General features: G+C 64.2%; 28 protein-coding genes and 1 pseudogene. 19 read left to right on the top strand and 10 right to left on the bottom strand.

Translation table 11 applies throughout. The annotated features are described in order from the left end of the window. Window positions 1-30 precede the first annotated feature (30 nt). Together G4G00_RS11275 and G4G00_RS11270 are read left to right on the top strand one after the other, a co-directional pair. A complete protein-coding gene (locus tag G4G00_RS11275; RefSeq protein WP_164273551.1) occupies window positions 31-927 on the top strand; it encodes an SDR family oxidoreductase in 897 nt (298 codons plus the stop codon). Continuing rightward, complete coding sequence (locus G4G00_RS11270; protein WP_164273548.1) at window positions 924-2,741, top strand: glycoside hydrolase family 15 protein; 1,818 nt, start codon at window positions 924-926, stop codon at window positions 2,739-2,741. Before G4G00_RS11275 ends, G4G00_RS11270 begins: the two co-directional genes overlap by 4 nt. 12 nt (window positions 2,742-2,753) lie before the next feature. On the opposite strand, the gene G4G00_RS11265 is transcribed toward G4G00_RS11270, so the two are convergent. From G4G00_RS11265 to G4G00_RS11250, 4 genes are read right to left on the bottom strand one after another with little or no spacing between them, the layout of a single operon-like run. Continuing rightward, complete coding sequence (locus G4G00_RS11265; RefSeq protein ID WP_108753138.1) at window positions 2,754-3,443, bottom strand: glycosyltransferase family 2 protein; 690 nt, start codon at window positions 3,441-3,443, stop codon at window positions 2,754-2,756. Further along, entirely contained in the window at window positions 3,440-4,027 is a 588-nt protein-coding gene (locus G4G00_RS11260) for an SAM-dependent methyltransferase (RefSeq protein WP_108753139.1), read from the bottom strand. Before G4G00_RS11260 ends, G4G00_RS11265 begins: the two co-directional genes overlap by 4 nt. Further along, on the bottom strand, window positions 4,024-4,776 hold the full coding sequence (locus G4G00_RS11255; RefSeq protein ID WP_164273545.1) for a PIG-L deacetylase family protein: 753 nt from the start codon (window positions 4,774-4,776) through the stop codon (window positions 4,024-4,026). The genes G4G00_RS11260 and G4G00_RS11255 overlap by 4 nt, the downstream gene beginning before the upstream one ends. After that, window positions 4,764-5,525 carry an acyl-CoA dehydrogenase gene (locus tag G4G00_RS11250; RefSeq protein WP_240336133.1) on the bottom strand — a complete coding sequence of 254 codons (762 nt, stop codon included), beginning with the start codon at window positions 5,523-5,525 and terminating at the stop codon, window positions 4,764-4,766. The genes G4G00_RS11255 and G4G00_RS11250 overlap by 13 nt, the downstream gene beginning before the upstream one ends. A gap of 6 nt (window positions 5,526-5,531) precedes the next feature. Between G4G00_RS11250 and G4G00_RS21970 the strand changes: the two genes are divergently transcribed. The 3 genes from G4G00_RS21970 to G4G00_RS11240 all read left to right on the top strand — a co-directional run bounded on the left by G4G00_RS21970 (window position 5,532) and on the right by G4G00_RS11240 (window position 8,207). Next, window positions 5,532-5,681 carry a hypothetical protein gene (locus G4G00_RS21970; RefSeq protein ID WP_240336132.1) on the top strand — a complete coding sequence of 50 codons (150 nt, stop codon included), beginning with the start codon at window positions 5,532-5,534 and terminating at the stop codon, window positions 5,679-5,681. A 99-nt stretch (window positions 5,682-5,780) separates the two neighbouring features. Beyond that, entirely contained in the window at window positions 5,781-7,619 is a 1,839-nt protein-coding gene (locus G4G00_RS11245) for a PAS domain-containing sensor histidine kinase (RefSeq protein WP_240336131.1), read from the top strand. A 108-nt stretch (window positions 7,620-7,727) separates the two neighbouring features. After that, window positions 7,728-8,207 carry a hypothetical protein gene (locus tag G4G00_RS11240; protein WP_164273540.1) on the top strand — a complete coding sequence of 160 codons (480 nt, stop codon included), beginning with the start codon at window positions 7,728-7,730 and terminating at the stop codon, window positions 8,205-8,207. A gap of 58 nt (window positions 8,208-8,265) precedes the next feature. On the opposite strand, the gene G4G00_RS11235 is transcribed toward G4G00_RS11240, so the two are convergent. After that, window positions 8,266-8,817, bottom strand: coding sequence for a cation transporter (locus tag G4G00_RS11235; RefSeq protein WP_240336130.1), 552 nt, complete (start codon window positions 8,815-8,817; stop codon window positions 8,266-8,268). A 218-nt stretch (window positions 8,818-9,035) separates the two neighbouring features. Here G4G00_RS11235 and G4G00_RS21960 point away from each other — a divergent pair, with 218 nt between their 5' ends. Next, window positions 9,036-9,386, top strand: a complete 351-nt coding sequence (locus G4G00_RS21960) for a helix-turn-helix domain-containing protein (RefSeq protein WP_275898493.1) — start codon at window positions 9,036-9,038, stop codon at window positions 9,384-9,386. 72 nt (window positions 9,387-9,458) lie between these two features. Continuing rightward, a pseudogene (locus tag G4G00_RS21955) lies at window positions 9,459-11,435 on the top strand (TonB-dependent receptor). Between the two features lie 24 nt (window positions 11,436-11,459). Here the strand turns inward: G4G00_RS21955 and G4G00_RS11220 are convergent. Together G4G00_RS11220 and G4G00_RS11215 are read right to left on the bottom strand one after the other, a co-directional pair. Then, complete coding sequence (locus G4G00_RS11220; protein WP_205515546.1) at window positions 11,460-11,885, bottom strand: nucleoside 2-deoxyribosyltransferase domain-containing protein; 426 nt, start codon at window positions 11,883-11,885, stop codon at window positions 11,460-11,462. A gap of 214 nt (window positions 11,886-12,099) precedes the next feature. Continuing rightward, window positions 12,100-12,564 (bottom strand): Lrp/AsnC family transcriptional regulator, encoded by a 465-nt coding sequence (locus G4G00_RS11215; protein WP_164273531.1) that lies wholly within the window; start codon window positions 12,562-12,564, stop codon window positions 12,100-12,102. Window positions 12,565-12,734: 170 nt separating this feature from the next. On the opposite strand from G4G00_RS11215, the gene G4G00_RS11210 reads away from it, so the two are divergent. After that, window positions 12,735-13,238 (top strand): AraC family transcriptional regulator, encoded by a 504-nt coding sequence (locus G4G00_RS11210; protein ID WP_164273528.1) that lies wholly within the window; start codon window positions 12,735-12,737, stop codon window positions 13,236-13,238. Window positions 13,239-13,289: 51 nt separating this feature from the next. Continuing rightward, on the top strand, window positions 13,290-13,730 hold the full coding sequence (locus G4G00_RS11205; RefSeq protein WP_164273525.1) for a hypothetical protein: 441 nt from the start codon (window positions 13,290-13,292) through the stop codon (window positions 13,728-13,730). 34 nt (window positions 13,731-13,764) lie between these two features. On the opposite strand, the gene G4G00_RS21950 is transcribed toward G4G00_RS11205, so the two are convergent. Beyond that, entirely contained in the window at window positions 13,765-14,172 is a 408-nt protein-coding gene (locus G4G00_RS21950) for a hypothetical protein (protein ID WP_240336128.1), read from the bottom strand. A gap of 353 nt (window positions 14,173-14,525) precedes the next feature. On the opposite strand from G4G00_RS21950, the gene G4G00_RS11195 reads away from it, so the two are divergent. From G4G00_RS11195 to G4G00_RS21825, 9 genes are all read left to right on the top strand, one after another. Then, window positions 14,526-14,975, top strand: a complete 450-nt coding sequence (locus G4G00_RS11195) for a GIY-YIG nuclease family protein (RefSeq protein WP_164273522.1) — start codon at window positions 14,526-14,528, stop codon at window positions 14,973-14,975. A gap of 52 nt (window positions 14,976-15,027) precedes the next feature. Continuing rightward, on the top strand, window positions 15,028-16,338 hold the full coding sequence (locus G4G00_RS11190) for a PD-(D/E)XK nuclease family protein (RefSeq protein WP_164273519.1): 1,311 nt from the start codon (window positions 15,028-15,030) through the stop codon (window positions 16,336-16,338). Between the two features lie 301 nt (window positions 16,339-16,639). Next, window positions 16,640-18,163, top strand: coding sequence for an EAL domain-containing protein (locus G4G00_RS11185; RefSeq protein WP_164273516.1), 1,524 nt, complete (start codon window positions 16,640-16,642; stop codon window positions 18,161-18,163). A gap of 84 nt (window positions 18,164-18,247) precedes the next feature. Next, window positions 18,248-18,910 carry a hypothetical protein gene (locus G4G00_RS11180; protein WP_108753148.1) on the top strand — a complete coding sequence of 221 codons (663 nt, stop codon included), beginning with the start codon at window positions 18,248-18,250 and terminating at the stop codon, window positions 18,908-18,910. Window positions 18,911-18,930: 20 nt separating this feature from the next. Next, window positions 18,931-19,431, top strand: coding sequence for a hypothetical protein (locus tag G4G00_RS11175; protein WP_108753149.1), 501 nt, complete (start codon window positions 18,931-18,933; stop codon window positions 19,429-19,431). 26 nt (window positions 19,432-19,457) lie between these two features. Continuing rightward, entirely contained in the window at window positions 19,458-19,736 is a 279-nt protein-coding gene (locus G4G00_RS11170) for a hypothetical protein (protein ID WP_164273513.1), read from the top strand. A gap of 16 nt (window positions 19,737-19,752) precedes the next feature. Continuing rightward, a complete protein-coding gene (locus G4G00_RS11165) occupies window positions 19,753-19,995 on the top strand; it encodes a hypothetical protein (RefSeq protein ID WP_108753151.1) in 243 nt (80 codons plus the stop codon). 11 nt (window positions 19,996-20,006) lie between these two features. After that, entirely contained in the window at window positions 20,007-21,698 is a 1,692-nt protein-coding gene (locus G4G00_RS11160; protein ID WP_159093967.1) for a hypothetical protein, read from the top strand. Further along, a complete protein-coding gene (locus G4G00_RS21825) occupies window positions 21,695-22,135 on the top strand; it encodes a hypothetical protein (protein ID WP_205515545.1) in 441 nt (146 codons plus the stop codon). The genes G4G00_RS11160 and G4G00_RS21825 overlap by 4 nt, the downstream gene beginning before the upstream one ends. 373 nt (window positions 22,136-22,508) lie before the next feature. Here G4G00_RS21825 and G4G00_RS11150 read toward each other — a convergent pair whose 3' ends face one another. Together G4G00_RS11150 and G4G00_RS11145 are read right to left on the bottom strand one after the other, a co-directional pair. Beyond that, window positions 22,509-23,252 (bottom strand): hypothetical protein, encoded by a 744-nt coding sequence (locus G4G00_RS11150; RefSeq protein WP_234414706.1) that lies wholly within the window; start codon window positions 23,250-23,252, stop codon window positions 22,509-22,511. A 73-nt stretch (window positions 23,253-23,325) separates the two neighbouring features. Next, the gene (locus G4G00_RS11145; protein ID WP_164273510.1) at window positions 23,326-23,976 is read right to left on the bottom strand and encodes an NAD(P)-binding oxidoreductase; all 651 of its coding nucleotides are present in this window, start codon (window positions 23,974-23,976) and stop codon (window positions 23,326-23,328) included. Here G4G00_RS11145 and G4G00_RS11140 point away from each other — a divergent pair. After that, window positions 23,885-24,703, top strand: a complete 819-nt coding sequence (locus tag G4G00_RS11140) for an energy transducer TonB (protein ID WP_240336127.1) — start codon at window positions 23,885-23,887, stop codon at window positions 24,701-24,703. The two genes, G4G00_RS11145 and G4G00_RS11140, sit on opposite strands and share 92 nt — an antisense overlap. Window positions 24,704-24,749 lie beyond the last annotated feature (46 nt).

Here is a 24,749-nt window from a genome sequence, read left to right as displayed (position 1 = left end):
CACTCCTTCCTCCCCCCAAGGAATGCCGCAATGACCCGCAATCAGTACGACATGCAGAACCCACTCACCCAGTTCCCGCAGCCGACCTACCCAGCGCAGGTGCAGACACCGCCCGGCACTGTGCACGAACTGAGCCCAAAGGCCGACCATGGCGAGAAGAGCTACGTGGGCCTGGGCCGCATGAACGGCCGCAAGGCACTGGTGACCGGCGCAGACTCGGGCATCGGCCGCGCCGTGGCGATTGCCTTCGCCCGCGAGGGTGCCGATGTAGCGCTGAGCTACCTGCCCGAGGAAGAGGCGGACGCCGCCGAGGTGGTCGCGCTGATCGAGGCCGAAGGACGCAAGGCCATTGCCCTGCCCGGCGACCTGCAGGACGAGGCGTTCTGCCGCGATCTGGTGGCCAAGGCCGTGGATGCGCTGGGCGGCCTGGACGTTCTGGCCAACGTTGCCGGCAAGCAGCTGGCGGTGGAGAAGATCGAGGACCTGGACACCGAGCAGTTCGAGGCCACGTTCCGCACCAACGTGCATGCACTGTTCTGGGTGTGCAAGGCGGCCCTGGCGCACCTGCCCGCGGGTGCGACCATCATCAACACGGCCTCCATCCAGGCTTATCAGCCCTCGCCTAATCTGCTGGACTACGCGCCGACCAAGGCGGCCATTGTCAATTTCACCAAATCGTTGGCGCAGCAGGTCGCCGAGCGCGGCATCCGGGTGAACGCCGTAGCCCCGGGCCCGATCTGGACCCCGTTGCAGCCGGCGGGCGGTCAGCCGCCAGAGGCCATTCCAGATTTTGGAGCGCAGACACCACTGAAGCGTGCTGGCCAACCGGTAGAGATGGCGTCGGCCTACGTGCTCCTGGCTACCCAGGAATCGAGCTACATCACCGGCGAGGTGATTGGTGCCACCGGCGGCATGCTGCTTCCGTGAGGTCCGCGCCAGACAGCGGGGTAAGCCCCGCACGTGACGCGCAGGGGCATGCCCCCATCCATGCCTACGCCGCCATTGGCGATGGCCGCTCCACGGCGCTGATTGCACCTGATGGCTGCATCGACTGGTGGTGCGCGCCAAACATGGATTCGCCCCCGCTGTTTGATCGTCTGCTGGACGCCGCGGCCGGCGGGCGCTTTGCGCTGCAGGCTCGGGACATCGTGTCTGTACACCGGCGCTACAGGGCCGACAGCAACGTGCTTGAAACGGAGATCCGCACTTCCACCGGATTCGCCCGTGTTACCGAATCGCTGAACAGCGGTCCGGCCGGGCGCCTGCCGTGGTCCGAGCTGGCCAGGCGGGTGGAAGGGCTGGAAGGCGAGGTGATCTTCGAGCTGCACTACCAGCCGGGCACCCGGGCCGGCACCTGCACGCCATGGATGAGCGACACCCCCAATGGCTGCGTGTACCACGTGGGTCCGGTGATGACGATGCTGCGCTGCCCAGAAGATACCCACATCGAGCTATGTGACGACCGCGCCGTGCAAGGGCAGCTGCGGGTGACGGCGGGCTACCGCGGCATTGTCGCGTTGTTGGCGTCGCAGGACGAGGTGCTGCCCGTTCCGCCATTGGACGATATCGATACCCGCATTGACCGCTCTGATCGCGAATGGCAGCAATGGGTTGCGGACCTGCACTGCGACAGCCGCCAGCGCGGTGAAGTGATCTGCTCGGCGCTGGCGTTGAAGTTCCTGTGGTTCTCACCCACGGGCGCCATCGCCGCTGCGGTGACCGCTTCGCTGCCGGAACGCCTGGGCGGTGACAAGAACTGGGACTATCGATACGCCTGGGTGCGCGACGCCGCCTACATCATCAAAGCCTTCCTGCGCGTGGGCGCCCTGCCCGACGCCAAGGCCGGTTTCAGTTGGTTGATGACCACCATCGGCAGACACCGCCCGGCGCTGCGGCCCTGCTACACCTTGCGCGGCGAAACGGTTGAACAGGAGCGTTACATCGACATCCCCGGCTATCACGGCAGCCAGCCGGTGCGGGTAGGCAACACTGCAACCGACCAATTGCAGACCTGCGTCTACGGGGATGTGATGGAAATGGCCAGCCGCATGATCGATGCCGGCCATATTCTGGACCCGGCCACTGCCCGGCTGTTGTTCGAGCTGGCCGACGAATGCGCTGACCGCTGGATGCGCAAGGACTGTGGGTTCTGGGAGCTGGCGGACCTGCAGCATTACACCATGTCGAAGGTGGAATGCTGGATGGCCCTGCGCCGTGCGTGCGAACTGGCCGAACAGGGCCACATCACCCGCGCCCGCCTGCCCCGCTGGCAGCGCGAGCGCGACCGCGTCCTGGACTGGATCGACACGCACTGCTGGCACGAAGAAAAGCAGAGCTATGTAATGCACCCCGGCAGTGACCGACTGGATGCAAGCCTGATGCTGGCATCACGCTTCGGCCTTGCACAAGCACGGCGTGAGCGGTTCATTGCCACCCGTGAGGCGATGCGCCGCGAACTGAGTGATACCAGTGGCGATCTGCTGTGGCGCTACAGCGGCATGCAGCAGTGCGAAGGCACGTTCATCAGCTGCGCGTTCTGGATGGTGGAGGCCTACGGACTGCTGGGCGAGCACGATGAAGCGCATCGGCTGTTCCATGCCCTGCTGCAGCGGGTTCGCAACGACGTGGGCCTGATGCCCGAGATGTGGGACCCTTTTACCGAGCAAGGGCTGGGAAACACCCCGCAGGGCCTGAGCCATCTGGCCCTGGTGCACGCGGCATTCGCGGTGGATGGGCAGTGAACTTTGCAGGCCTCAGCTGGCCAAGGCCAGCTGGGGCGGTACACCATGGTCCTGCGCAGCAAGGGCCGCCAGATGATCGGCAAATCCGCCGCTGGCGCGCCCGACCAGGCGGGCACTCGTGCTGACCACCGGATCACCGGCCCAGCAGATGGATGCGCCGCTTGCCTGCAGTCGTTTCACCAAGTCCACATCTTCCGAACAACGCTGCGCCGCGAAACCACCGGTCGCCAGGTAAGCCCGCGTGGAAACGCCCATGTTGGCGCCGTGTACCCGGCCGTGCCCCTGGCCCCAGCGCTCTCCGCGCTGGAAGCAGCTGCGGAGCCAGGCTTGCCGGGGCGCCAGATCGCCCAGATCCACCACCCCGCAGAACACCTCAGTGCCCGCTTCGCACTGGGCCACCAGCCAATCGGCCGGCACCTGGCTGTCTGCATCGGTGCTGGCCAGCCACCGGGCGCCCATGCGGATCAAGTCGTCCGCCGCCGCCGCTCGCGCTGCACCCACGCAGCGGGCCTCTACCGGCACCATGCCGACGCCATGGCGCCGGCAGATGTCCGCGCTGGCATCCGTGCAGGTATCCAGCGCCACCGTCACCCGTACTGGCTCTCCCCTCAGCCGCGGGTGCGCGGCGGCAATGGACAGCGAGCGCAGGCACGCGTCCAGGCACCCCGCCTCGTTGTGTGCCGGCACCAGCACCCCGATCATCTCAGGCCCTCTTCGCTGGCCAGTGACAGTGGCGCGCGGGTCCAGCCCTGCAGCACGAAATCGCTGTCCCGGTAGCAGAAGGCTTCCTGCAGCCCGTGCCCCAGCCGCTCGTGCACGAGTGCGGTGCGGCTGGCACGGCCATTGAAGGAGGGCAACCAGTGGCAAGCCACCAGCAGTCCGTCATCCTTCAATGCCGCGTGTACCCCGTCGCGCAGCTCCACCAGCGCGTCCGGCCCGAGGTAGTAGCCCATCTCGCTGCAGACGATCAGGTCAAAGCGGCCGGCCGGCCACTGTTGCGGATGCTGCGCGCAATGCACCTGCACGTGCGGAAGATGGGCCAGACTGCGGCGCGCCTGGAACGTCGCCCGCGGGCTGATATCGGTTGCCAGCAGGCGCTCGCAGCGGCCGGCCAATGCTTCGGTAAGCACCCCGTTGGAACAGCCCAGTTCCCAGCCGCGCTGGAAGCTGCGGCGCGTCAGGCTGGCCATCAGCACGCCGCGCTTGCGCTCCTCGTACCACCGGCTGCGGTAGCCGAAGGGATCATCGATGGCGTGCACTTCGTCGAAGTACGGCTGGGCACTCATGCGAAATAAACCTCCTGGGTACGATGGAAACGGTCGAGCACGTACGCGGGCAGGATGGGCTCGGCCTGCAGCCGGGGCACATCGCCGGTCTGTGTACGAAAACGGGTAATGGCCTGCCGCTTGTGGGCGGCCACCGGGGAAATGTCGAGCAGGCGCGGCGACTCCCATGCCATGTGCGCGCAGCCCGGGTCCAGCCAGTGCCAACCCCAGACGGGGTACTCAAGCAGGCGGCAGCCAACGTCACGCGCGGACCTCCACGCGGCGCGTCCGGCAGCTTCGTGGTCGGGATGGCCATCAAACCGCCAGGGCGCCAGCAGCAGATCGTCTTCGCGCAGGCACTGCCACAGCCAGTCTTCCAAACCGCTTTCGTGATCGGTCACGCCGCCATCGGCGATGCCTAGATGCACGATGGACTCTGCAGCAATGGACAGCTCGGACAAGGCATCGCGCAGCTCCTCGCGCCGGGCCTGCCGCAGGCGCGGCGGCGTCCACCACTGCTCACCGGGGTAGCACGCCTCGCCGTCGGTCACCGCAACCACCTGCACCGGCATGCCCATGCGGGCGACGGCGCACATCAGACCACCGCAGGCCAACACCTCGTCATCGGGATGCGGTGCAACCACTACAATCCGCCCTACCCCGGCACAGAGCTCGGCCGCGGTCGCTGTGGGTTGCTGCCACAGCCAGTCACAGCGGTCCCATGCGCTCGCTTCGGAACCGCGCCCGTTGATGATGGCTACAGCGCCCATGGTTTCACCTGAGCCGCGCACTGCTGTCCCAGCCATTCCCAATCCTTGTCCGCGTGGCTTTGCCGCAGGAATACGCTCAGATCGGCCCAGCGGCGCGCGTGCGCGTCCTCCATGCACATGGGTGCTGGTCCCAGTGCGCGGCCGGCAAGGTCCAGGATCTGGGTGGCCGCGCGTTCCACCACGCTGCGCGCACGCACGACCTGCACGCGGTGCGTCAGCTGCGGCGCCAAGTCGATCGCGGTGGCCAACTCGCGCAGCAGCGCGGCGGCCGGTGCCAGAGCGAGGTCAGCCTTGCCCAGCAGACGCGCGCGCAGGCCTTCGCTGCAGGCATGTTGCATGCGATCTGCAAGCGCGGTGGCCGCGCCGAACCACACGGCCGCAATGCCCGCGCCGCCATGCCAGAACCCGGGACGATCCAGATAGGCATTCAGTGGGCCGACTGCCTCGGCCTGGGCATCGTCGAAACGCACCGTGGTGGACGGTACGCCGGCCATGCCGGGGGCGGGCCACGGCTCACCCTCCAGTGCATGCCACTGCGATGCGTCCACCCGATAGAGCTGCACCCCTGTCTCGTCGCGGACGGTTACCAGCGCGACATCGACCAATTCGCTGCCAGAACACCACGGCTTGTCGCCGCGCAGCCTGCCGCTTGCATCTGCGCGCAGGGTGCAGGCGGGTCCCTCTGCGGCCCATACCGCCAGCAACTGGCCGTCCGACGGCGCTGCGCCGAGTTCGTGCAGGATCGCCACGGCGTCATGATGGGCTTCAAGCACCTTCGCCAGACACAGGTCTTCATGCCCAAGGGCAGCCAGCTCGCGCCAACGCTCCAGCGTGCGGCCCTGGCCAGGCAATGGCAGTGCATTGACCTGCAGCAGTCGCTGCCGGGCCAGATTCGAAAGCGGTGACGGCAGCACGGTAGCGAGCATTCGCAGTTATGTGTGGAGGCGGGCCTTCAAAGTAAGTCGCGCGAAGTCACACGGCCGTCTTGCGGATGTCGCTGGCACATGAACGGACGGTGGCAGCATCATCACAAGCCCTGCGCCCAACGACTCGTCACGCTGCCTGTACCATTCATGATTGACGCTGTGAGGAAGTGTTCAACAGGTCTTCACATGTCCCGCAGCGACCTACCCGTGTCTTCGCCCGACTCCCTCGCTTATCGCCTGCTGCAGGACAGCGACTGGGCGCACGGCGGGCTTGCAGAGGCGGCACCGGACGAATTGCGCACGGTGTTGACGATGATCCTGGATTGTCCGGAGCCACTGTGGATTTCGTGGGGGCCGGACAACCTCTTCTACTTCAACGACGCGTTCTCGCCCTGGATGGGCAACAAGCTGGTCGGCGCAATGGCCACGCCGGTGAGAATTGTCTGGCACGACGTGTGGGATGAGCTGGGTGGAGCCATCGCCGATGCGATGGCCGGCACCCACCGCAGCTTCCGCAACCTGCGCGTCTTCATGGACCGCGATGGCACGCGTCGCGAAACCTTCTGGACCTTCTCGTATTCCCCCATCCGCGTGGCCGATGGCAGCGTGGGCGGCATTCTGTGCGTGGTCAGTGACCAGACCGAGTTCGTGTCCGAGCGCAACGAGCATTCGCGGCAGGTCGAATCCATCAGTGAAGAGGCAAGGCAGGCCCATGCTGAGCTGGTGAGGGCACGCGAGCAGCTGCGGCAATCGCAGAAGCTGGAAGCCATTGGCCAGCTGACCGGCGGCGTGGCGCACGATTTCAACAATCTTCTGCAGGTCATCACCGGCTCGGTGGACATGCTCCGCTATGGCGAACCCCGGGACGAGCAGCAGCGCCGGCACATCGAAGCCATCGGCGCGGCAGCAGACCGGGCGACCAGCCTGGTCTCGCACCTGCTGTCTTTCTCGCGCAGGCAGACGCTGTCACCGGAAGTGTTCGATCTGGGCAAGGGGGTGGAAGGACTGGCCGACATCATCCGCACCCTGCTCGGCAGCCGGGTGGCATTGCAGCTGGACCTGCCCGACGATCCGCTGCACGTGCTGCTGGACAAGACCCAGCTGGATACGGCGCTGATCAATCTGGCGGTGAACGCACGCGATGCCATCGGAAAGAACGGCACGGTACGCATCTGCGTGCGCCGGGTCGACACCATGCCTTCGGTACGGTTCGCGCCGCCATTGAAGGGCGCCTTTGCGGCGGTTTCGGTGAGCGATGACGGCTGCGGCATCGAAGAGTCGGTCTTGAGCCAGGTTTTCGATCCGTTCTTCACGACCAAGGGTGTGGGTGAAGGCACTGGCTTGGGACTCAGCCAGGTGTTCGGCTTCGTGAAGCAGTCCGAAGGCGAGGTGGATGTCACCAGCACCGTGGGCGAAGGCAGCACGTTCGTCTTGTACCTGCCGCTGACCGACCAGGAGCCGGTTTCAATGGAAGGTTCGTCCCTGCATGCACTGCAGGAAGCGAAGGGCCTGAAGGTGCTGGTGGTGGAAGACAACGTGGATGTTGCGGCATTCGCGGTTTCGGCACTGCGGGAACTGGGCTGCGGCGTGCAGTTGGCGCGCAACGGCGCAGAGGCTCTGGCCGACCTGGAGCGGCATCATGCGCGCTACGACGTGGTCTTTTCGGATGTGGTAATGCCGGGCATTACCGGCCTGGAACTGGCCAGGACAGTGCGGGCTACCTATCCCGGGCTGCACGTGGTCCTGACCAGCGGTTACAGCGAACTGTTGGCGCGGGAGACCGACCATGGCTTCGTAGTGCTGCGCAAGCCTTATACCCTGGTTGGTCTGGCCGAGGCGATCAAACCGCCGGTGGGTGCGGGAGAGGCGATTGTGGAATTGGGAAGCGACGACCGTGTGTGGCGCACGGTGGGTTGAATCACGAGGGCGGCGAACCGTTGCTGCCGACAAGCGCACGGCTGTATAAATGGCCGCCGATCCGGCGTACGCAGATACACCCTTCAGATGCCGATAGGCTATGTGCTGATGCTGATCTTTCCCGTGCTTGCGGCGGTGTTCCGCATCTGGGCCAGTGCAGGCGTGGATGGGAGCGCCCGGATCTCCGCGTGGGACTGCGTCGTCGATCAATTCAAGGGCGGGGCCCTTTTCGTGGCTGTGGGTCCGTTGGTGGGCACGTTGGCTGCCTATCTCGCCGTCTCACTAAAAGCGGGCACTGTGCTTAACCCCTTGGCCGCGCTGTTCCTGCTGTTGTTTGCCTACCCAATGGGTGCCATTCCTGCGATGGCGACCGGTGCCTTGATCGGGGCCTTGAAGCCCTGGCTGTGGGGCTGGCGGCCCTTGGCAATGAGCAGCGCGATGGGAGCACTGCTCTCATCGATTCCGTCACTTGCTGCGGGCAGTGCGCGCGGATTGAGCGATGCGGCATTGTTCGCCGCCTGCGGCGGCGTTGCGGGATTGGCTTGTGCGCGTTTGTTCTTTGGGGCGCCTGGCAAGGCAAGCGGTTGATTGGGGATTGGCGGGACATTCAGTCGAGCAAGCTCGACTCTACGGGTGGGGCGGGTGGCTACTTTGAAGGTGCACGTATCGCGGGCCATGCCTCGCCAATCACGCCAATTGCAGATTTCAGGAACAACAGGGCAATCACCGCGCCTGCTGCGATGTCCGGCCAACCCTTTCCGGTAAGCGCAACGCCACCGGCAGCCACCAGTACACCGATGTTGGCGGCGACATCATTGCGGGAACACTCGAAGGTGCTTTTCATGTTGATGTTGAGCGCGCGGAACCGCCACAGCAGCGCCAGGCACAGCAGATTGGCCACCAGCGCAATGGCGCCGAACCCCAGCATCAAGCCGCTGGAAGGCGGCACACCGTGGACCAGCTTGTTGACCACCTCCACCACGATGAAAGCAAAGAACGCCAGGATCAGCAGCCCCTTGGCGAGGGCTGCACCGGCCTCCCAGCGCGCCCCTCGGTTTACCGCCCACAAGCTCAGGCCGTACACGATCGCATCGCCCAGCATGTCCACTGCATCGGCCTGCAGAGCGCTGGAACGCGCCACGATGCCTGCACCGAACTCGATGAAGAACATCGCCAGGTTGATGATCAGTACCGCCACCAGTACGCGCCGCTGCGCACTGTGGAGGGCCAAGGCTTCCAGTTCCTGGCGCTTGTGGCCGCAGCAGTGGTCCATGGGTGTCTCCCGCCCGGTAAGCCGGGCTTGAAAAGCGGTGGGACAGTCGTTATCAACCCTGTAGCCCCTACAAGGTCAAGCCCATGCCCACCCACCTCACCATCGGTCAGCTGGCCCGCCAGACCGGCACCTAGGCCGAGACCATCCGCTATTACGAGAAGATAGGGCTGCTGCAGCCGCCGCTGCGGTCGGAGGGCAACTACCGCTACTACGGCAGCCAGGACCAGAGACGTCTTTCGTTCGTGCGTCGCGCCCGCGAACTGGGCTTTTCGATCGAACAGATCCGCGAATTGATTGCCTTTGGTGAACAGCGGGAGCACGAATGCAGTTCGGTGGACGATGTGGTGAAAGCGCATATCGCTGACATCGGTCGCCGGATCCAGGACCTGCAGGCGCTTCAGGCCGAACTTGAGCGGATGATCGGCAACTGCCCGGGCGGCCGCGTGGCTGACTGCAGGGTGCTGGAGGCCCTTCAGCCGCAACCTCGCGCTTGACCTTGTAGCCGCATCAAGGTTTACAACGCTGGGCTACTTCGCCACCGCGCGGCCTTGCCGCCCTGACGACCCATGACCCTGCTGCCCCACCCGCTTGCTCTGGCGCTGAGCGCTACCCTGCTGTCCACCTTTGCCCCGGCCAATGCGCATGAACCGCCCGCCGCGCACGACGACCACCACGATGAGGCCGTGGAGCTGGATGCGGTGATGGTGCAGTCAACCCGGTCAGGGCGTCGCGTTTCCGACGAGCCGATCCGGGTAGACGTGGTATCGCAGGAGGAGATCGAGGAAAAGCTGCTGATGTCGCCGGGCAACATCTCCATGCTGGTGGCCGAGACGGCGGGCGTGCGGGTGCAGAACACCTCGCCGGGCATGGGTGGATCAAACATCCGCATCCAGGGGCTGCGTGGCCGCTACACGCAGTTGCTGGCCGATGGATTGCCGCTGTACGGCGGTCAGTCATCGTCCATCGGACTGCTGCAGATTCCCCCGACCGACCTTGGCAGTGTCGAGATCATCAAGGGCAGTGCATCGGCCTTGTATGGCCCAGCAGCGTTGGGTGGCGTGGTGAACCTGATATCCCGCCGGCCCAAGGAAACCGCCGAGGCCGAAATGCTGCTCAACGCCACCAGCCGTGGTGGGCAGGACGTGACGGGCTATGCCGGCGGGCCGCTGGCCGACCACTGGGGCCTCTCGGTGGTGGGTGGTTACCATCGCCAGGACCGCCAGGATCTGGACGGGGACGGCTGGGCCGACATTCCCGGCTACGAGCGTGCCACGATCCGGCCGCGGTTGTTCTGGGAAGCGGAAAATGGCGCGCGTGCGATGTTGACAGCAGGTGCAACGCGCGAAAGCCGCTGGGGCGGAACCCTGCCCGGTCGCCTGGCGCCCGACGGGCAGCCTTTCGCGCTGACACAGCGCACGGAGCGCTACGACGCCGGGGCAGTGGTGGATGTTCCAGTGCGCGGGAGCGACCGGCTGCAGCTGCGCGCATCGGCCATGTCCACCCATCACGACCACGGGTATGGCCCCTCGCAGGACAGCGACACCCATCAGACGGGTTTTGCGGAAGTGAGCTATGCGTCCGGCGTTGGCGCCACCAGTTGGCTGGCGGGCATCGCCGCCCAGCAGGACCGGTTCCGTTCTGACCGATATTCCCGGTTTGATTACCGATACACCGTACCTGCACTGTTCGTGCAGGCCGAGCACACGCTGCGCGATGACCTTACGCTGTCCGGCAGTGCGCGCTGGGATGACCACAGTGCCTATGGCGGGCACTTCAGCCCCCGCCTGTCGCTGTTGTTCCGCCCTGACCAATGGACTCTGCGCGACTCGGTTGGCAGGGGCTTCTACGCACCAACGCCTTTCGTCGAGCAGATAGAGGCAGCTGGCCTGTCACGGCTTGAGCCGCTCTCCGGACTTCGCGCGGAGATTGCTACGACCGGGTCCATCGATGCAGGGTACGTGCATGGCCCCTGAGAACTGAACCTCAGCGTGTTCGCGTCCAACATCGACCATGCGGTACGCCTGGTGGACGCTGCGACCGCCCCAGGTGAGCGCGTGCAGTTGGTCAATGTGGACGGCGTTACCCGCACCCGTGGCAGTGAACTTCTGCTGCGCTACCGCTGGCGGGACGTTACCGTTACAGGAAGCTATGTCTACACCGATGCGCGCGAGCCCGGTGAAGCAGGCACCCGCCGGCGCCTGGTTTCACTCACCCCCCGGCACAGCGCAGGGCTGGTTGCCATGTGGGAGCAGCATGGCCGTGGCCGTGTGGGCCTGGAAGCCTACTACACCGGCATCCAGGCGCTTGATGACAATCCCTGGCGTCGGCGCAGCCGGCCGTATCTGGAAGTGGGTGCCCTGGGCGAGATTGTGCTGGGAAACATCAGCCTGTTCCTCAACCTGGAAAACATCCTCAACGTACGCCAGAGCGGCTACAACCCGATGCTGCGGCCTCGCCGCGCCGATGATGGCCAGTGGACGGTGGACGCATGGGCGCCGCTGGAAGGGTTCGTGGTCAATGGTGGTGTGAGGATGAAGTTCTAGGGCTTCAGTCGGGCAAGCTCGACTCTACGGGCGGGGTTGGCGGATCCGCGCTCGCACGGCGTCGATCAGATCGGCCAGATTGTCATAGCGCGGCACGCCATAGCGGTCGCCGGTGATGTCCAGGTTGCCCTTGCGCCAGAACCCTTCCGGCGCGGCAACCAGCAGCTTGCCGGAGCGCGCGTAAAGCCCGAATTCCAGCAAGGTGATCGGGCTCTGCGTGCCCGGGGCGAAATACATCAGCACGATGTCCGCCTTTTCCAGCGCGGCCAGTTCCCACTGCACCTGCTGGCGGAAGTTCGCGTCGCTGGCGCTGGGCTTCCACGCCGGATTCCAGTCATCCCGCCGCGGGTTGAGCATCAGCACGCCGTCATCTGCCAGCGCCTGCTGAACCTGCGCCTGCCAATCGCCGGCCTTGCCCATCTCGATGCTGCCGGCCAGGAAAACGGTCACGCGGCCATCCGATGGCGGGAGCGGCGCGGGTGAGGTCACGGTCTGCGAGGGCGCAGCCCAGCAAGTCATGGGCACGATCAGGGACAGCAGAAAGGCAAGTCGATATTTCATGAGTACGCGGTACGAACAAGCAGGCGGCATTGTTGCATCTATTGATGACAGCGGAACCCGATCGGGCGCCCTGCCCCATCCTCTGCCGCATCGAAATTTCCGGTTATTCGCTACCAGGGCCGCACACGGTCAGCCCGACCTTGACGCGCTCCAGCACCGGAAGGCTTCGATAGCTCTCCACCAGCGCGTTGTCTGCGAACAGCCGCTCGGCCAGGCGACCGTAGGCTTCCAGGTCAGGCAGCAAGGCGATGAGGATCAACCCGCCGTTGCCGGTGACGTGGTAGCACTGCTGGATCTCGGGCACGGCCAGGAAAGCGTCCTTGACGGTGCGCACCACGCTGGACTGGTCGCTGACCAGGTGCACCTCTACCACGACGGTAACCAATGCTCCGACGGCCCGCGGGTCAACCACCGCGATGTTCCTCTCGATCACGCCGGACTTCATCAGCGCCGAGACCCTGCGCTGTACCGCAGCGGGCGACAGGTTCACCCGCTCCGCAATCACGCGCTGTGGCGTCAGGTTGTCCTGCTGCAGAATCTGAAGAATGGCGAGGTCGAACTTGTCCACGTCGCACGCTCGTGTAGTGGATCTGGCAGAGTAATTTACTCGCGCGGCCGGGCGAAATGTGCGAAACCACCCGCGGGCGCGCGGCTAGCATGGCTTCCCATGAAGAACGACCTTGCCCAGGCAGCGGCGGCAGCCGGAATCGGCGCCATCGCACGGAGGCGTCCGTGAGGATGCCCGGCACCCCAACGGCGTTGGCGGTCAGCGCCTTGCTGAAGGAAGTCCTGGATGAGCTCGCCCGTCGGGGCATCGATGACGCCGTAACGCCGGAAGACCGGCGGCTTTGCGCGGTGGCGCTTGATCTGATTCTGGCTGCGCCGGTGATGGCCAGTTTTCTGCCGCTGGCCCGCGGTGAGGTGCTGAAGCGGATCCTGAGGTACGCCGAGGCTCGCCTTCAGGAATCTCCTTCTGCACTTGAGGTCGCACAGCACCACCATATCAGTGTCCGATCGCTCGAACGCTTGGCCAAGCGGGAGTTGGGCATGGGGTTCGGAGAGTGGCGCAATCGACTTCGCCTTCTAAAGGCAATCGATGCCTTGGGATCGGAACGGTCGATTACGCAGATTGCAGAAGAGCTGGGGTACGCAAATTCAACGTCGTTCAGTGAGATGTTCAAGCGGCATGCTGGGAGGACGCCTGATCAGTACCGAAGGGGCGCCGCGCTACAACGGGTATAGCGCGACGCAAGCTGTGGGTTCGCTATTGTTTGCTGCAGAGGGGAAGTTCGCATGAAGCTTTTTCGGATCTTGCTGATACTCGTCCCAGCACTCTTCGTGCCCGGCTGCATGGAAGTGGTGAGCGTTGAATACTCCGACCGCGATGCGGCCATGAACAGAAACGCCATCGGCGAAGCGAAGTGGCTTCCCACGTGGTTGCCTGCAGATGCGGTCAACATCCGCGAGACCCACGTCATCGACACGAATGCGTCATGGCTGGTCTTTCGCCTGCGATCTGGCGCACTTGTGTTGCCCGAGAATTGCAGAATAACGGCGCGGCCAGAAATGCCCAGCAAGCGCGTAATGCGCCGGTTCCCAATGTTCGCCCGCGATGCCTGGTCGCGCGCATCGGCTTCCAACGGCACGTTCTACCTGTGCAACGAAGGCGCGACGACCCATTGGGTCACGCACGACAGGGAAATGGATGTTGTCTACAGCGCAACAGTGTTCTGACAGGTCCGCCTGCTACACACCCATTGCCCCTGTCTCACTGCTCCCGACAGCGAAGCCATTCGCCCTTGGCAGTGCGTAGCTGCTCCCAGCCATTGCTCAGGCGGCGCATGGCCGTGCCACCCAAGCAGGCTGCCCCTACCCGCTTGGATTCAGCCGTTCCATAGGCCGGCAGGCGCACGACTTCACTGGATGGCGTAGGCAAGCCTTGGCGCCGGGCCTCGCCCTGTACGTAGCCGCGCTCAATGTCTGCGCAGTACAGCCGCATGCGCGGGTCGATGAACTGATCGCATTTCATCGGCTCGGCACCGGGGTTGTGTGCCTTCGGAACGGATGGCGTGTGCTTCGGCGCGGGCTGGGGCCCGGTGGCGGAGCGCATCTGCTGGGCGTGTGCCGACGGCGCCAGCGTTATCAGCGCGATGAGGAAACCAATTCTTGCGTCCATGCCAGCCCCCTGGTGTCTGGGGGGGATGGTAGCTGAGATTGTTGTCGCGTTTGGCAACAGCGGTAGATGATGTCCCTTTCGCGCTGCCATGCGAACTGCCCTGTCTGCTACTCAGCCCTTTAGTGAGCCCCACTGCGGATGACCTGGCCCGTGCCGAGCGGCACCCTAGCACCAACGAGAGCGGGGGCGGCCCTGACGACGATACAAGCAGATGTCAACCGACGAAAGTTGTCGACCCGCCGAGCGCTTTGGAGCGGACACTGCACCGATCCACATCTAAAGAATTCAAGGCTCACGCCGCTACGGTCGGTGTTGGCACTTGGCATTATGGAAATGGAGACCAAATGGCTAGGATGACGAGCAGCTTCACAGGCAACGCGGGGTACGTTTACTTTCTGCAGGATCCGCTGCATATCAACAGAATCAAGATAGGAAGAACGCTGAACCCAAATCGCAGAATTGAGGAGCTTCATGGCACTTCGTCGGCAGCTAAGCCAATTTTGCGTGCGCTTTGGGTGGCTCAAGATTGCGCGCATCTGGAGCTCTCAATCCAGAACATGTTTGAGCACAATCGAATAGCCGCGAACAGGGAGTGGTTCCTGATTGCCAGCGAGCACCACTTCTCGGCGGAGGAGCGGGAGCACCCCAGTGTCATGGATGTCTTCCTCCACGTATGGATAGATCAAGTAAACGAGGCGATAGAGACTGTTGGCGTGGACGCACAGCAGGTAGCGACCGACTATTACTATGAAATGCTTGCCGATAGCGTGAGAGCGTACCCAAACGGGCCGGCAGGATTCTAACGCAATGCGCCGAGGCATCGGCATCGATGTGGCAGATCAATGAGGCGATTACATGGACAGTATTGCAGCACTTTGTGCTGACTCGCAGTGGGCGGAGCTTGTTGAGCGTGCGCGCAGCACGACTGATATCTTCGACATCATTTCAATCCGGGAGACGCAGCATTCAGACATGCTCGCGTGGATGTTCAACGCCCGCGAGGGGCACGGACAGAACGATGCAATCTTCCGCGACTTCCTTCTGGCTGTGTATGAAGCGGGGAGCCTGGAGGCTCCCGCAGACAGAATCAAGGGCAAGGGCTTGACCGTGGACTTCGTCCGCGGCTGGACGCCCACCCGCATCATGACCACCAGTTTCGCCTCGGCGATGTTCTTCCGTGAGTACCGACTGCCCGGGACGAAGGAGGATGAAGGAACCTGCATCCTTGATCTTCTGGTTGTTGATCCCGAGAACAAATTTATCATTGCTATTGAGAACAAGGCGGGAGCACGGTTGACCAGAGACCAGCTCGGAAAGTACGTGACCCGCCTAAGCGCGTCACGCCTCAGTCGCGGCGCGTTCTCGGCCTTTGACATGGCTTTTGTTGCTCTGGACCGTGATTTCAACGACGACCCTGAGGCCGTCGGCTGTGACCCTCGCTGGGCGTGGCTGAGTTACGCTTGGCTTGAACGTGCGGCAAGACGTGCGGAGCTGGCAGAGCAGCGAGGCAATGGAGATGCGTCCATTGTTCTATCCTACGCACGCCAGCAGTTCGACTACCGGTCACCCAACATCCGTGAGATTGACCGACTGGCGCGCGCACTCGCGAACCGTCACCCAGGCGCCGTGTCTGAGCTGCGGAAGGAGGATGCATTCCTCCGCGACCCCATTGATTGGACGGCAGCGAAACTGGCCGCTACCGGCAGTAAAGGGCAGCTGCTTCGACTCTTTCACCAGCACCGCGATGCGTGCGAGGAATTGCTGGGCCTGACCAGACTTGACATGTTGCACGGTGCCATCCTGGATGCAGAGCAGAGCGACGAACTCGACGACTTGGATCGTGTTGACATGAGGCGCTCGCATGTGTCCTACCGGCCATTGCACTCGATACCGTCCACAAGCGACTTCTGGCCCCTGTTTGTCCGGGCGGCATTGAAGGCAAATGAGATCCACGTCTTCATACGGTGGCGGCCAAGGCTGGTTGTGCTTGAGCATCGCGGCAAATATGCAGCGTTGCTGGAAAGCAAGTTCAGAAGAAAGAAGCTTTCATTGAATGGTGGGTCGCTGTTGACCGAGAAGTTCACAGACATTGATCAAGCTTGTGACGCCGTTCTCAGGATGCTCCGTGTTTGCGATGCTTTGTGTGCAGAGCTGGCGGAACTGTAGCCACGCCCAACAAGCGCAAGAACGGGCTAGAGTCACGCTTAACGTTATGACTACTTTTCCGGCCTAAGTATGGGTCGCGGCCACGACTTCCCGGAACAACCCAGCGGCGCCCTCGACCGGGCGCCGCTGCACCCCTAGAAGGCCGCCGGAGCGGTTCAGTCGAGCAAGCTCGACTGTACGAGTTCGTAACTCCGGGGAGAGGGGCTGGCTCCTGCTGCCCCCCCCCTCCCCCTTGCCCCCACCGCCCCTTGGCCCCATGCTGGGGCCAGCCCAAGACGCCATGTCGTACAGGGGGCCGTACTTGAGCCTGATTCGAGCAACCGCCCGCCGCCGCGCTGTTACCGAGGCCATCGTGATCGCCGCGCTGGCCGCCGCCGCCCTGCTGGCCGGGGCGCAGGCCGTGCTCTATTCAGAAGACAATGCCACGTCCGAGCGGATCGCCCAGGCCGTCCTGGGCCGCTCGGAGACCATCACCCGCGTGCGCCGCGATGTGATGGATGAGGCGCTGCGCGTACCGGGCACGCCCTGCTCAGCCGAGGAGCTGGAGCGTTTCAAGGCCCTCACCTTCCACTCCAGTTTCATTGCCGATCTTGGGCGGCTTGATGAGGGGCGTTTGACCTGCTCGGCCACCTGGGGCGATCTGGCTGCACGGCCGCTGCCACCGCCTACGTTCCACCTGGGAAACTCGCGGGTCTGGCTGAGTGAGGACCTGGCCGGAACCCAGTATGAGGGCACGACGCTGATTGCCCGCGACGGCATTTTCAGTGTCTCGTCCACCTCGGCATTCGACGGCATAGACGGGTTGGCCACCAGTACCAGCACGCTCAGCATCGTTGCGGGTAATCGCAGCTACACCATCAGAAAGCTGCAACCGGGCACAGCTGCCGCCGCGCAGGCCACTACCGTGCACAGCCGCACCTGCAGCACGCAGAACACCGTCTGCGTGGTGGTGGAGACGCCGCGCCGCTCCGTTGCCGGGCTGCCTGGCTGGGTGCTGGCGCTGATGCTGTGCCTGAGTGCGATCGCCGGTGCTGTTGGCGCCTGCGTTCTGGCGCGCCGGCGAAACGCACAGCATGGCTCGATCCACGCGCGGCTGGACCAGGCCATCAAACAGGGCGAGATAAAGCTGGTGTATCAGCCGCTCTGCCGTATACGCGATCAGCAACTGGTCGGATTCGAAGCCCTGAGCCGCTGGCATCCGGACGCCGGCGAGGACATTCCTCCTTCGGTGTTCGTGCCCATTGCACGGCAGTTCAACCTGACGCCGCTGCTGTTCCGCCACGTGCTGGCGCGGGCGCTGCAGGAACTCGGGCCTTCGCTGCGCCGCCACCCGAAGATGTATGTGAGTGTGAACGCAGAACCCCATGATCTGGCCCAGCCGAATGTGGTGCGCTATCTCGATGCGTTATTGCGCGAAGCCGGCTTGGGCCCATCGCAGATACGCATTGAGGTGACCGAACGGGAGCAACTGTGCGCGGTCGGCAAGGCGAACATCGGCGAGCTGGAGGCCATGGGTTACAAGTTGCTGATCGATGACTTCGGCACCGGCAGCGCGAACTTCTCGCACCTTGCCGAATCGCCGTTCCAGGGCGTGAAGATCGACCGGATGTTCGTGACCGCCATTACCGAAGATTCACCGCTGCGCTCGGTGCTGCCGGGGATGTACCAGATTGCCCGCAACCTGGGGATGGATGTGATCATCGAGGGCATTGAAACGCCACAGCAGGCCAGTCTGCTGCGTGAACTGGCCGCCGATGCCGTAGGCCAGGGTTGGCACTACGGTTATCCCTTGCCGACGGCCGACGCTGTGGAAATGCTTGAGTGATGGTGCTCACTTCGTGATGGGCGTCTGACACGCCCGCTGCAGCCACGAACTAAGATGGGATTTCCAAAAGGAGAATCCCCCCGCATGATGCAACTGGGCATTCGCAGCATCGCATTTTCATTCGCCGCGGCGGCTGCAACGCTGGCACTGTCGGCCTGCAGCGCAGGCGATGGATCGGCGGCGCTGGCTGAAGATCTGCGCGATCAGCTGGACGGATCGAAGGTCTGCGCGATGCTGATTGCCCCGCAATGGCCCATCGAACAAAGCGCGGAACTGCTGGCGCGCCCGGAGGTTGACGCCTTGATCGCCGCCGATCTGGTGCACCGCGAGGCGATTGAGGATCGCGCCAACCCGACCCCTCGCGCGCGGGTTTCCGTTACTGAAGCGGGCAAGCCGTTTCTTCGGCTGGATGGCATGGGAAACAGCAGCTCGGTCGTACCGTATCTCTGTTTTGGCGAGCGGCAGGTCACCGCCATTGACCGCGGCGAAGATGGCGTGGTGCGCTATCGTTACCGCATCGTGGATGCCCCGGTCTGGACCGAGCGACCTGACATGCGCGCGGCGTTCCCCTTCCTTGCACGCCTGATTGACCAGGAGCAGCAGGCCGAAGTTGGCGCCGTGCTGGAGAATGGCCACTGGCGGGTTGCACTTGGCGTGGCGCAGGCAACGGCTGCCGAACTGGGCAACACGGGCTTCTTCCCGTGCCCATACCCCGATGCCTCCCCTGACCAGGATCCCTGCCGCTGAATGTCCAAAGGAGTTGTGACATGAAACCTGCGCTTATCATCGCCCTGCTGGGGCTGGCCTTCACCGCGAGCGCCGCCAACCCCGGCGCTCCGGAAGCCGGTTGGTCAAAGGACCCGGCAAGCGGCTGCCAGTTCCTGCCGCCTCGTTCCCTTCCCTCGGGCCCCACCTACTGGATCGGCGTCTGCCCTGACGGCAAGGCCGACGGCCTGGGCGTGCTGCGCCGCCGCGATGGTGCGGAGGCTGGCGAGGTTTTCTATGGTGAATTGAAGGACGGCGTGCCGGTGATCGGAGTGATCGACACCGCCCGCGGCAATCAAGGCGGGCTGATCGCCGGGCGCTGGAAGGACGGTGACCTGGCGACCCGCGAGGACAGCGCCTGGCAGGACAACGCGGACGCCTTCACCGCAGCCAGTAAGGCAGCGCAGGCCGCGAGCGCGGTGTTCAAGGCGCAGAAGAATGAGGCATCGGCCCGCTACTACGCGCAGCAGGCGAAGATGCTGGACGAGCAGATGGACCGTTGAACCGCCCGGACATGGAACAGACCGCAATGGAATGGAAATTCGACCAGGCGCCAAACGTGGCGTGCATTACCAGCCAGGCCGTGCTGGATGGCAGCCCGGTACTGGTGGTGACCCACTACGGTGATGACCACTCATGGGCCTTCCTGGACGGCGCGGGGGCTGACCCCGCGCAGGCACGCGTGGTTTCGATGGGATCCATCGTGCGGCTGCACCCGGACGTGGAAGCTGTTGCGGACCTGCTGCCGGGGATGAACGCGGTACGCTCTGCAGCAGGCGCCGCATGGCACAGGGAAGCACACGCGTAATACAAGGGATACGGATATGGCCGAGAAGAACTACTGGTTTACCCCGAAGCGCTATGGCTGGGGCTGGGGCTGGCCCTGCGCGTGGCAAGGCTGGGTGGTCTACGGCGCGGCCTTCGTACTGCTGGTGGCGGGTCCGTTCCTGTTTTCGCCCTTCAGTCGACCCCTGGCATTCATGCTGTACACGTGGGCCGTCTCGCTGGTACTGGTGCTGGTGTGCTGGCTGAAAGGTGCGCCGCCTGGATGGCGGTGGGGGAAGTAGGCATCGCACACATGACTGCTCTCTGGTCGCGCCGCCGCGTAGTTATGCTGCTGCTCGTAGCCCTGCCCTGCTGCGGCGCGCCTATTGGTTTGGCGGCCGAGCCGGCCCTGTCCGCTGGGCCTATTACCCACCCCATCAACGGCGACCCAGATGCGCCGTTGGTCAGCCTCGGCCGCAACGGGGTACTGCGCTATGCCCTGTACGCCGAACGTGGTGCGAAGCAGCCTCGCAACATCGTGCCGGACTTCTCCCGCGCAGGTTATCAAGGTGGCGGCGTGGCCCTGCCCGAGCGCGGCAGTATTCCCGTGCTGCAGACGCTCGAGCCCGCAGCGGAGGGCGATGACTATCCGCGCATCCAGGCGGCCATTGATGCAGTCGCCACGCAAGCCGCAGACAACCGCGGCCTCCGCGGTGCGGTGCTGCTGCGGCGCGGACACTACCGCCTCAGTCGGACGTTGACCCTTCGCACCAGCGGCGTGGTGCTGCGCGGGGAAGGCCGGGGCGCCGACGGCACGGTCCTGCGCTCTGACGTTCGAGAGCGGCAAGGAAAGATCATCGACGTGGGTGACAGCGAGCCCAAGGTCCCCCGCCCTGCCCAGGATGAACGCCGCACAGCGATCACCATGGATTATGTACCTGTTGGGGCGATGCGTATCACGGTGAAATCCACGGCCGGCTATCGCGTGGGAGACACCGTGGCCATCGCCCGTGAGCCCAACGAGCGTTGGCTGGGCCCTGAAGGCATCGACACCGCCCGCTACCGATGGACGGCCAGTGACTACAGCGTGTACAGCGAACGGGTTGTCACCGCTCTGGACCACGACACAATCACCCTGGATGCCCCGATCGTGGATGCCATCGAGGCGCGCTTCGGGGGTGGCCACGTCTATCGCACGCACCCCGACCGCATCGCCCAGGTCGGTATCGAAGACCTGCGACTGGAAGGCAACCCGGCAACCGATACAGAGAACGGCACGCCAGACATCGGCCCATTTACCGCTGTGCGCTTGGGCGGAGTGCACGATTCATGGGTTCGCGATGTGACCGTGCGCTATGTCTCGCACGGCTTCGTTACACGCAACGGTGCACATTTCAACACGCTGCAGGACATCGCCTACCTGGATCCCCGCTTCGGTGAAACCCAGGGTGCACGCCGCTATGTTTTTCTGTACGAAGGCAACGCGGCATTCAACCTGACCCAGCGTTGCTACAACCGCGGCGGCCGGCATACATTCGTCATCGGCGCACGCACATCGGGCCCCAACGTGTTTCTGGATTGCCTGGCCACCGATGACAGCAATGACAGCGGTCCGCACCATCGTTGGTCTACCGGCGTGCTGTACGACAACACCAAGGGCTACATGCTGCGCGCGCAGAATCGCCGATACAGCGGCAGCGGGCATGGCTGGGCGGGCGCACAGCAGATGTTCTGGAACACCGAGCACGATATCTACGTGGTACAGGCACCGCCGTTCGCAATGAACTGGAGCGTGGCACAGATGGGTGCGATCGCGCCCGGCAAGTTCCCGCCCGAAGAACCTGCGGGCATCGTGCAGTCCATGGGACAGGTGGTGGCGCCGCGCAGCCTGTACCTGCAGCAGTTGCGTGACCGGTTGGGTGTGCAGGCGGTGATCAATGTGACTACGGCGCAGCAGCGTGCCGGGCGCATCTGGGACCGTCTTGCGGCGCGGGGTGGCGAGTGACCCTTGTCGACCTGTTGACCTCTGAGGACTACCGCGACTATGTACGAGCTCTGGCTGCGAATCTGCCGAGCCAACCTTTCGATCTCGATGCGCCTGCAGAACCTGTCATTGTCAGCCTGCATGAAACGTGGCTCGGGCACGCCGGTACCACAGCCACTGCGTTGCGGGATCTGATGGGTGCCGAGCGCTTGCAGACGTTCCAGTACATCGGGCAGAAACTCGCGGCATTCACTGAGCCCGATGGCGGCCCGGACAATATCGTCAACGAGCCGGCCAATCTGCATACGCCGATCGGTCACCTGATCGAGTATCTAATCCATCGTCGCAACGCTGCCGACCTGCCTGGCTACCTGAAGAAGATCAGGGTGCCGCAGGCGCGGGCCTACGCAGCAACGAGGGCGCGGATGTTCCGAGCCGCAAGCGATTCCGGCGCCTGATCCTACCTACCGTTTGTGAAGTTGGCCCAGGTCGATGTCCCTGGCGTCGGATCGCCGGCTACTGATCTGTACCGACTTCGATTCGAACATTGTTCCGTCCGGGCATTGGACGGTGAAGTGGTACTGCTTGGGCTCCGGCCCGGCAACAACCATCATGGGAACCGAGAAGCGACTGCTGACCGGTTTCGATGCAATGGCTACGTCAGATGCGCCCAGTATGGTCAATTCGCATGGTCGGCCGTCGTCCGCTGCATGAGCCGCTGGCAGATGCCCAGAAACGCGCACGATCAGATCGCCTCCGAATGTTGCGCATCCGGACTGCGATAATAGGAACACACATACGGCCAGGGTACGCATCGCGGTTGCCATGGCGTCAGTCGAGCAAGCTCGACGCTACGGGTTCATGGTGCAACGAGGCTTCCAGCAGGTTCACGTAGGTGTCCAGGCGGGCGCGCTGGATGATCAGCATCCAGCCGATGATGTACAGCAGCACCATGGTGAAGATCAGGATGCCGCCTGGCCAGCCCACGTCGAACACGCCTTGCCAGCCATTAGCCTTCCAGCTCCGGTACTGTACGTAGAGCGCAATCAGCAGCGGAAACGGGCCCAGCCTCTGCAGGCCGCCATAGAGCAGGCCCATGCGCTCGCCCATGCTGGCGCGGAGCACGCTGACGAAACGCAGGCGTTGTTCGCGCTCATGCCGCGGAAAGCGCTGGAGCTCGGCGACAGCGGCCTGCCAATGCCCGAACTCATTATCCATTTCCTTGGCGTGCGAGAGTCTGGGCTGGATGTACTGCCGGTATTCCCTGCGCGCCATCAGTACACCGCTGATGACAAAGCCACCGACCTCCACCGCCAGGCACGCCAGCAGCAACGGCAGCAGTACGTTGGCAGGCACCCAGCGGTCCAGCAGCAGCCCGGTGGTCAGCCCCAACAGTGCGGCACCCGCACCCACCCTCACCGACCAGCGCTCAACAGCGCCCGGCTTGGGGTAGATGCTCTGACCCGTCAGCCCCTGCACGCGGCGGTAGAGTGCGTGGAAGGTCAGGCCTTCATCGGGCGCGTGCGCAGGAGCTGGTGTGGCGTCCAGATACTGGGTGTCCATTGCATCGCCCATGCTGTGCTCCTTGCTTGAAGCTGCATGCTAGCGCAGGTGGGCGTGCGGGTGGTTCCGTCGAGCAAGCTCGACGCTACAGACGATGCACGGCCTCGAACACCGGGGTCTGGCCTTCGGTCAGCTCAATGATGCGCCGGCTGACCTGCGGCTGCTCCACCAGCGCAAGCAGCGCGGCGGCCACGTCCTCACGCGGGATATCGCCATAGGCAATGGCCAACCCCGCATGCACCCGTCCCGTGCCGGGTGCATCAGTGAGCGTGCCGGGGCGCAGGATCACCCAGTCCAAACTGCTGCTGGCCAGGTGCACATCCGCCGCCTTCTTCACCGCCATGTAGTTTTCGAACGTATCCGACAGGTGCTTGCCGCGACCGGCTTCGGGGAACGCCGACACCAGCAGGAAGCGCGGGACCTGTGCCAGGGTTGCGGCGGCCACGGCCAGTTCCAGGCCGCGCCCGTCGATGGCATCGGTCATGGCCGTGCCGCCCTTGCCGCCTGCGCCGGCGGTGAACACCACCACGTCACTGCCCTGCATCAATGTGGCCAGCGCATCGGCCCGCAGCTGCAGCAGGTCGCCTTGCACGGGCTGTGCGCCCAAGGCAGACAGCTCGGGCGTCTGTTCGGCGGAACGATGCATGGCCACCACGCGGTGCCCGCGCGCCGCCGCCTGCTGCAACAGTGCACGGCCGACTTTTCCGGCCGCGCCAATCACGAATATCCGGCTCATTGAAGGATCTCTGCGAAGGAAACGCCACGTAGTGTGCAATGCCAGAATGAAACCAGGCGTGATCGCCGCTATGCTGGGCTTTGCCCCATCCATCACCGACAAGGAAGCGCGAGTGAAAAAGTACCATCGCCATATGCCGCTGTTTGCATTGATGATTGCTGGTCTGTTGCCGGCCGCAGCGCAGGCATCCGCCCGCTGCGAAGTGATTGCCGATTCCATGGCTCGCCATCCTGCAGCGGTGGCCGAACTGAAATATCCCGCTACTAGCCTTGCACCCGCCCACGAGGCGAAGCTGCGCGTGCAGGTGGCCGCCGATGGCACTGCCAGGGACGTGGAAGTGGAAAGCCCGCACGATGCGGAGCCGGTACGCCGTAGCGCACAACAGTGGCGGTACCGCTGCGAAGGCAACCAGGGCGGCACCGCCGAATGGGTGGTTCCCTATGCGGCCCAGCACTGCAAGGTGGACCTGACCAGCAAGGCGCACAATCCTCCCCGCTACCCGCCCGCCGCATTCCGCGACAACGTGCAGGGCACCGTGCTGTTGGCGCTGCAACCGCAGGGCGATGGCAAGACCGCGCGCCTCGCCTACGTGACCCAGAGCAGCGGCTCGCCGCTGTTGGACGACGCTGCGTTGGCCGCTGGCAAGCGCTGGCAGTTTGCCTGCGGCGCAGGATTCGATGCCTCCGAGCCAGCACAGGAAGTACCGATCCGCTTCGTGCTGAACTGACGGCAGGTTCGCAGCATGGCAGGGCCGAGTACATGCTCGGCCCTGC

The organism is Stenotrophomonas sp. B1-1, from assembly GCF_010894375.1.
In the GTDB taxonomy this organism is placed as follows: domain Bacteria; phylum Pseudomonadota; class Gammaproteobacteria; order Xanthomonadales; family Xanthomonadaceae; genus Stenotrophomonas.
This window is presented reverse-complemented; position numbering and strand designations above follow the sequence as displayed.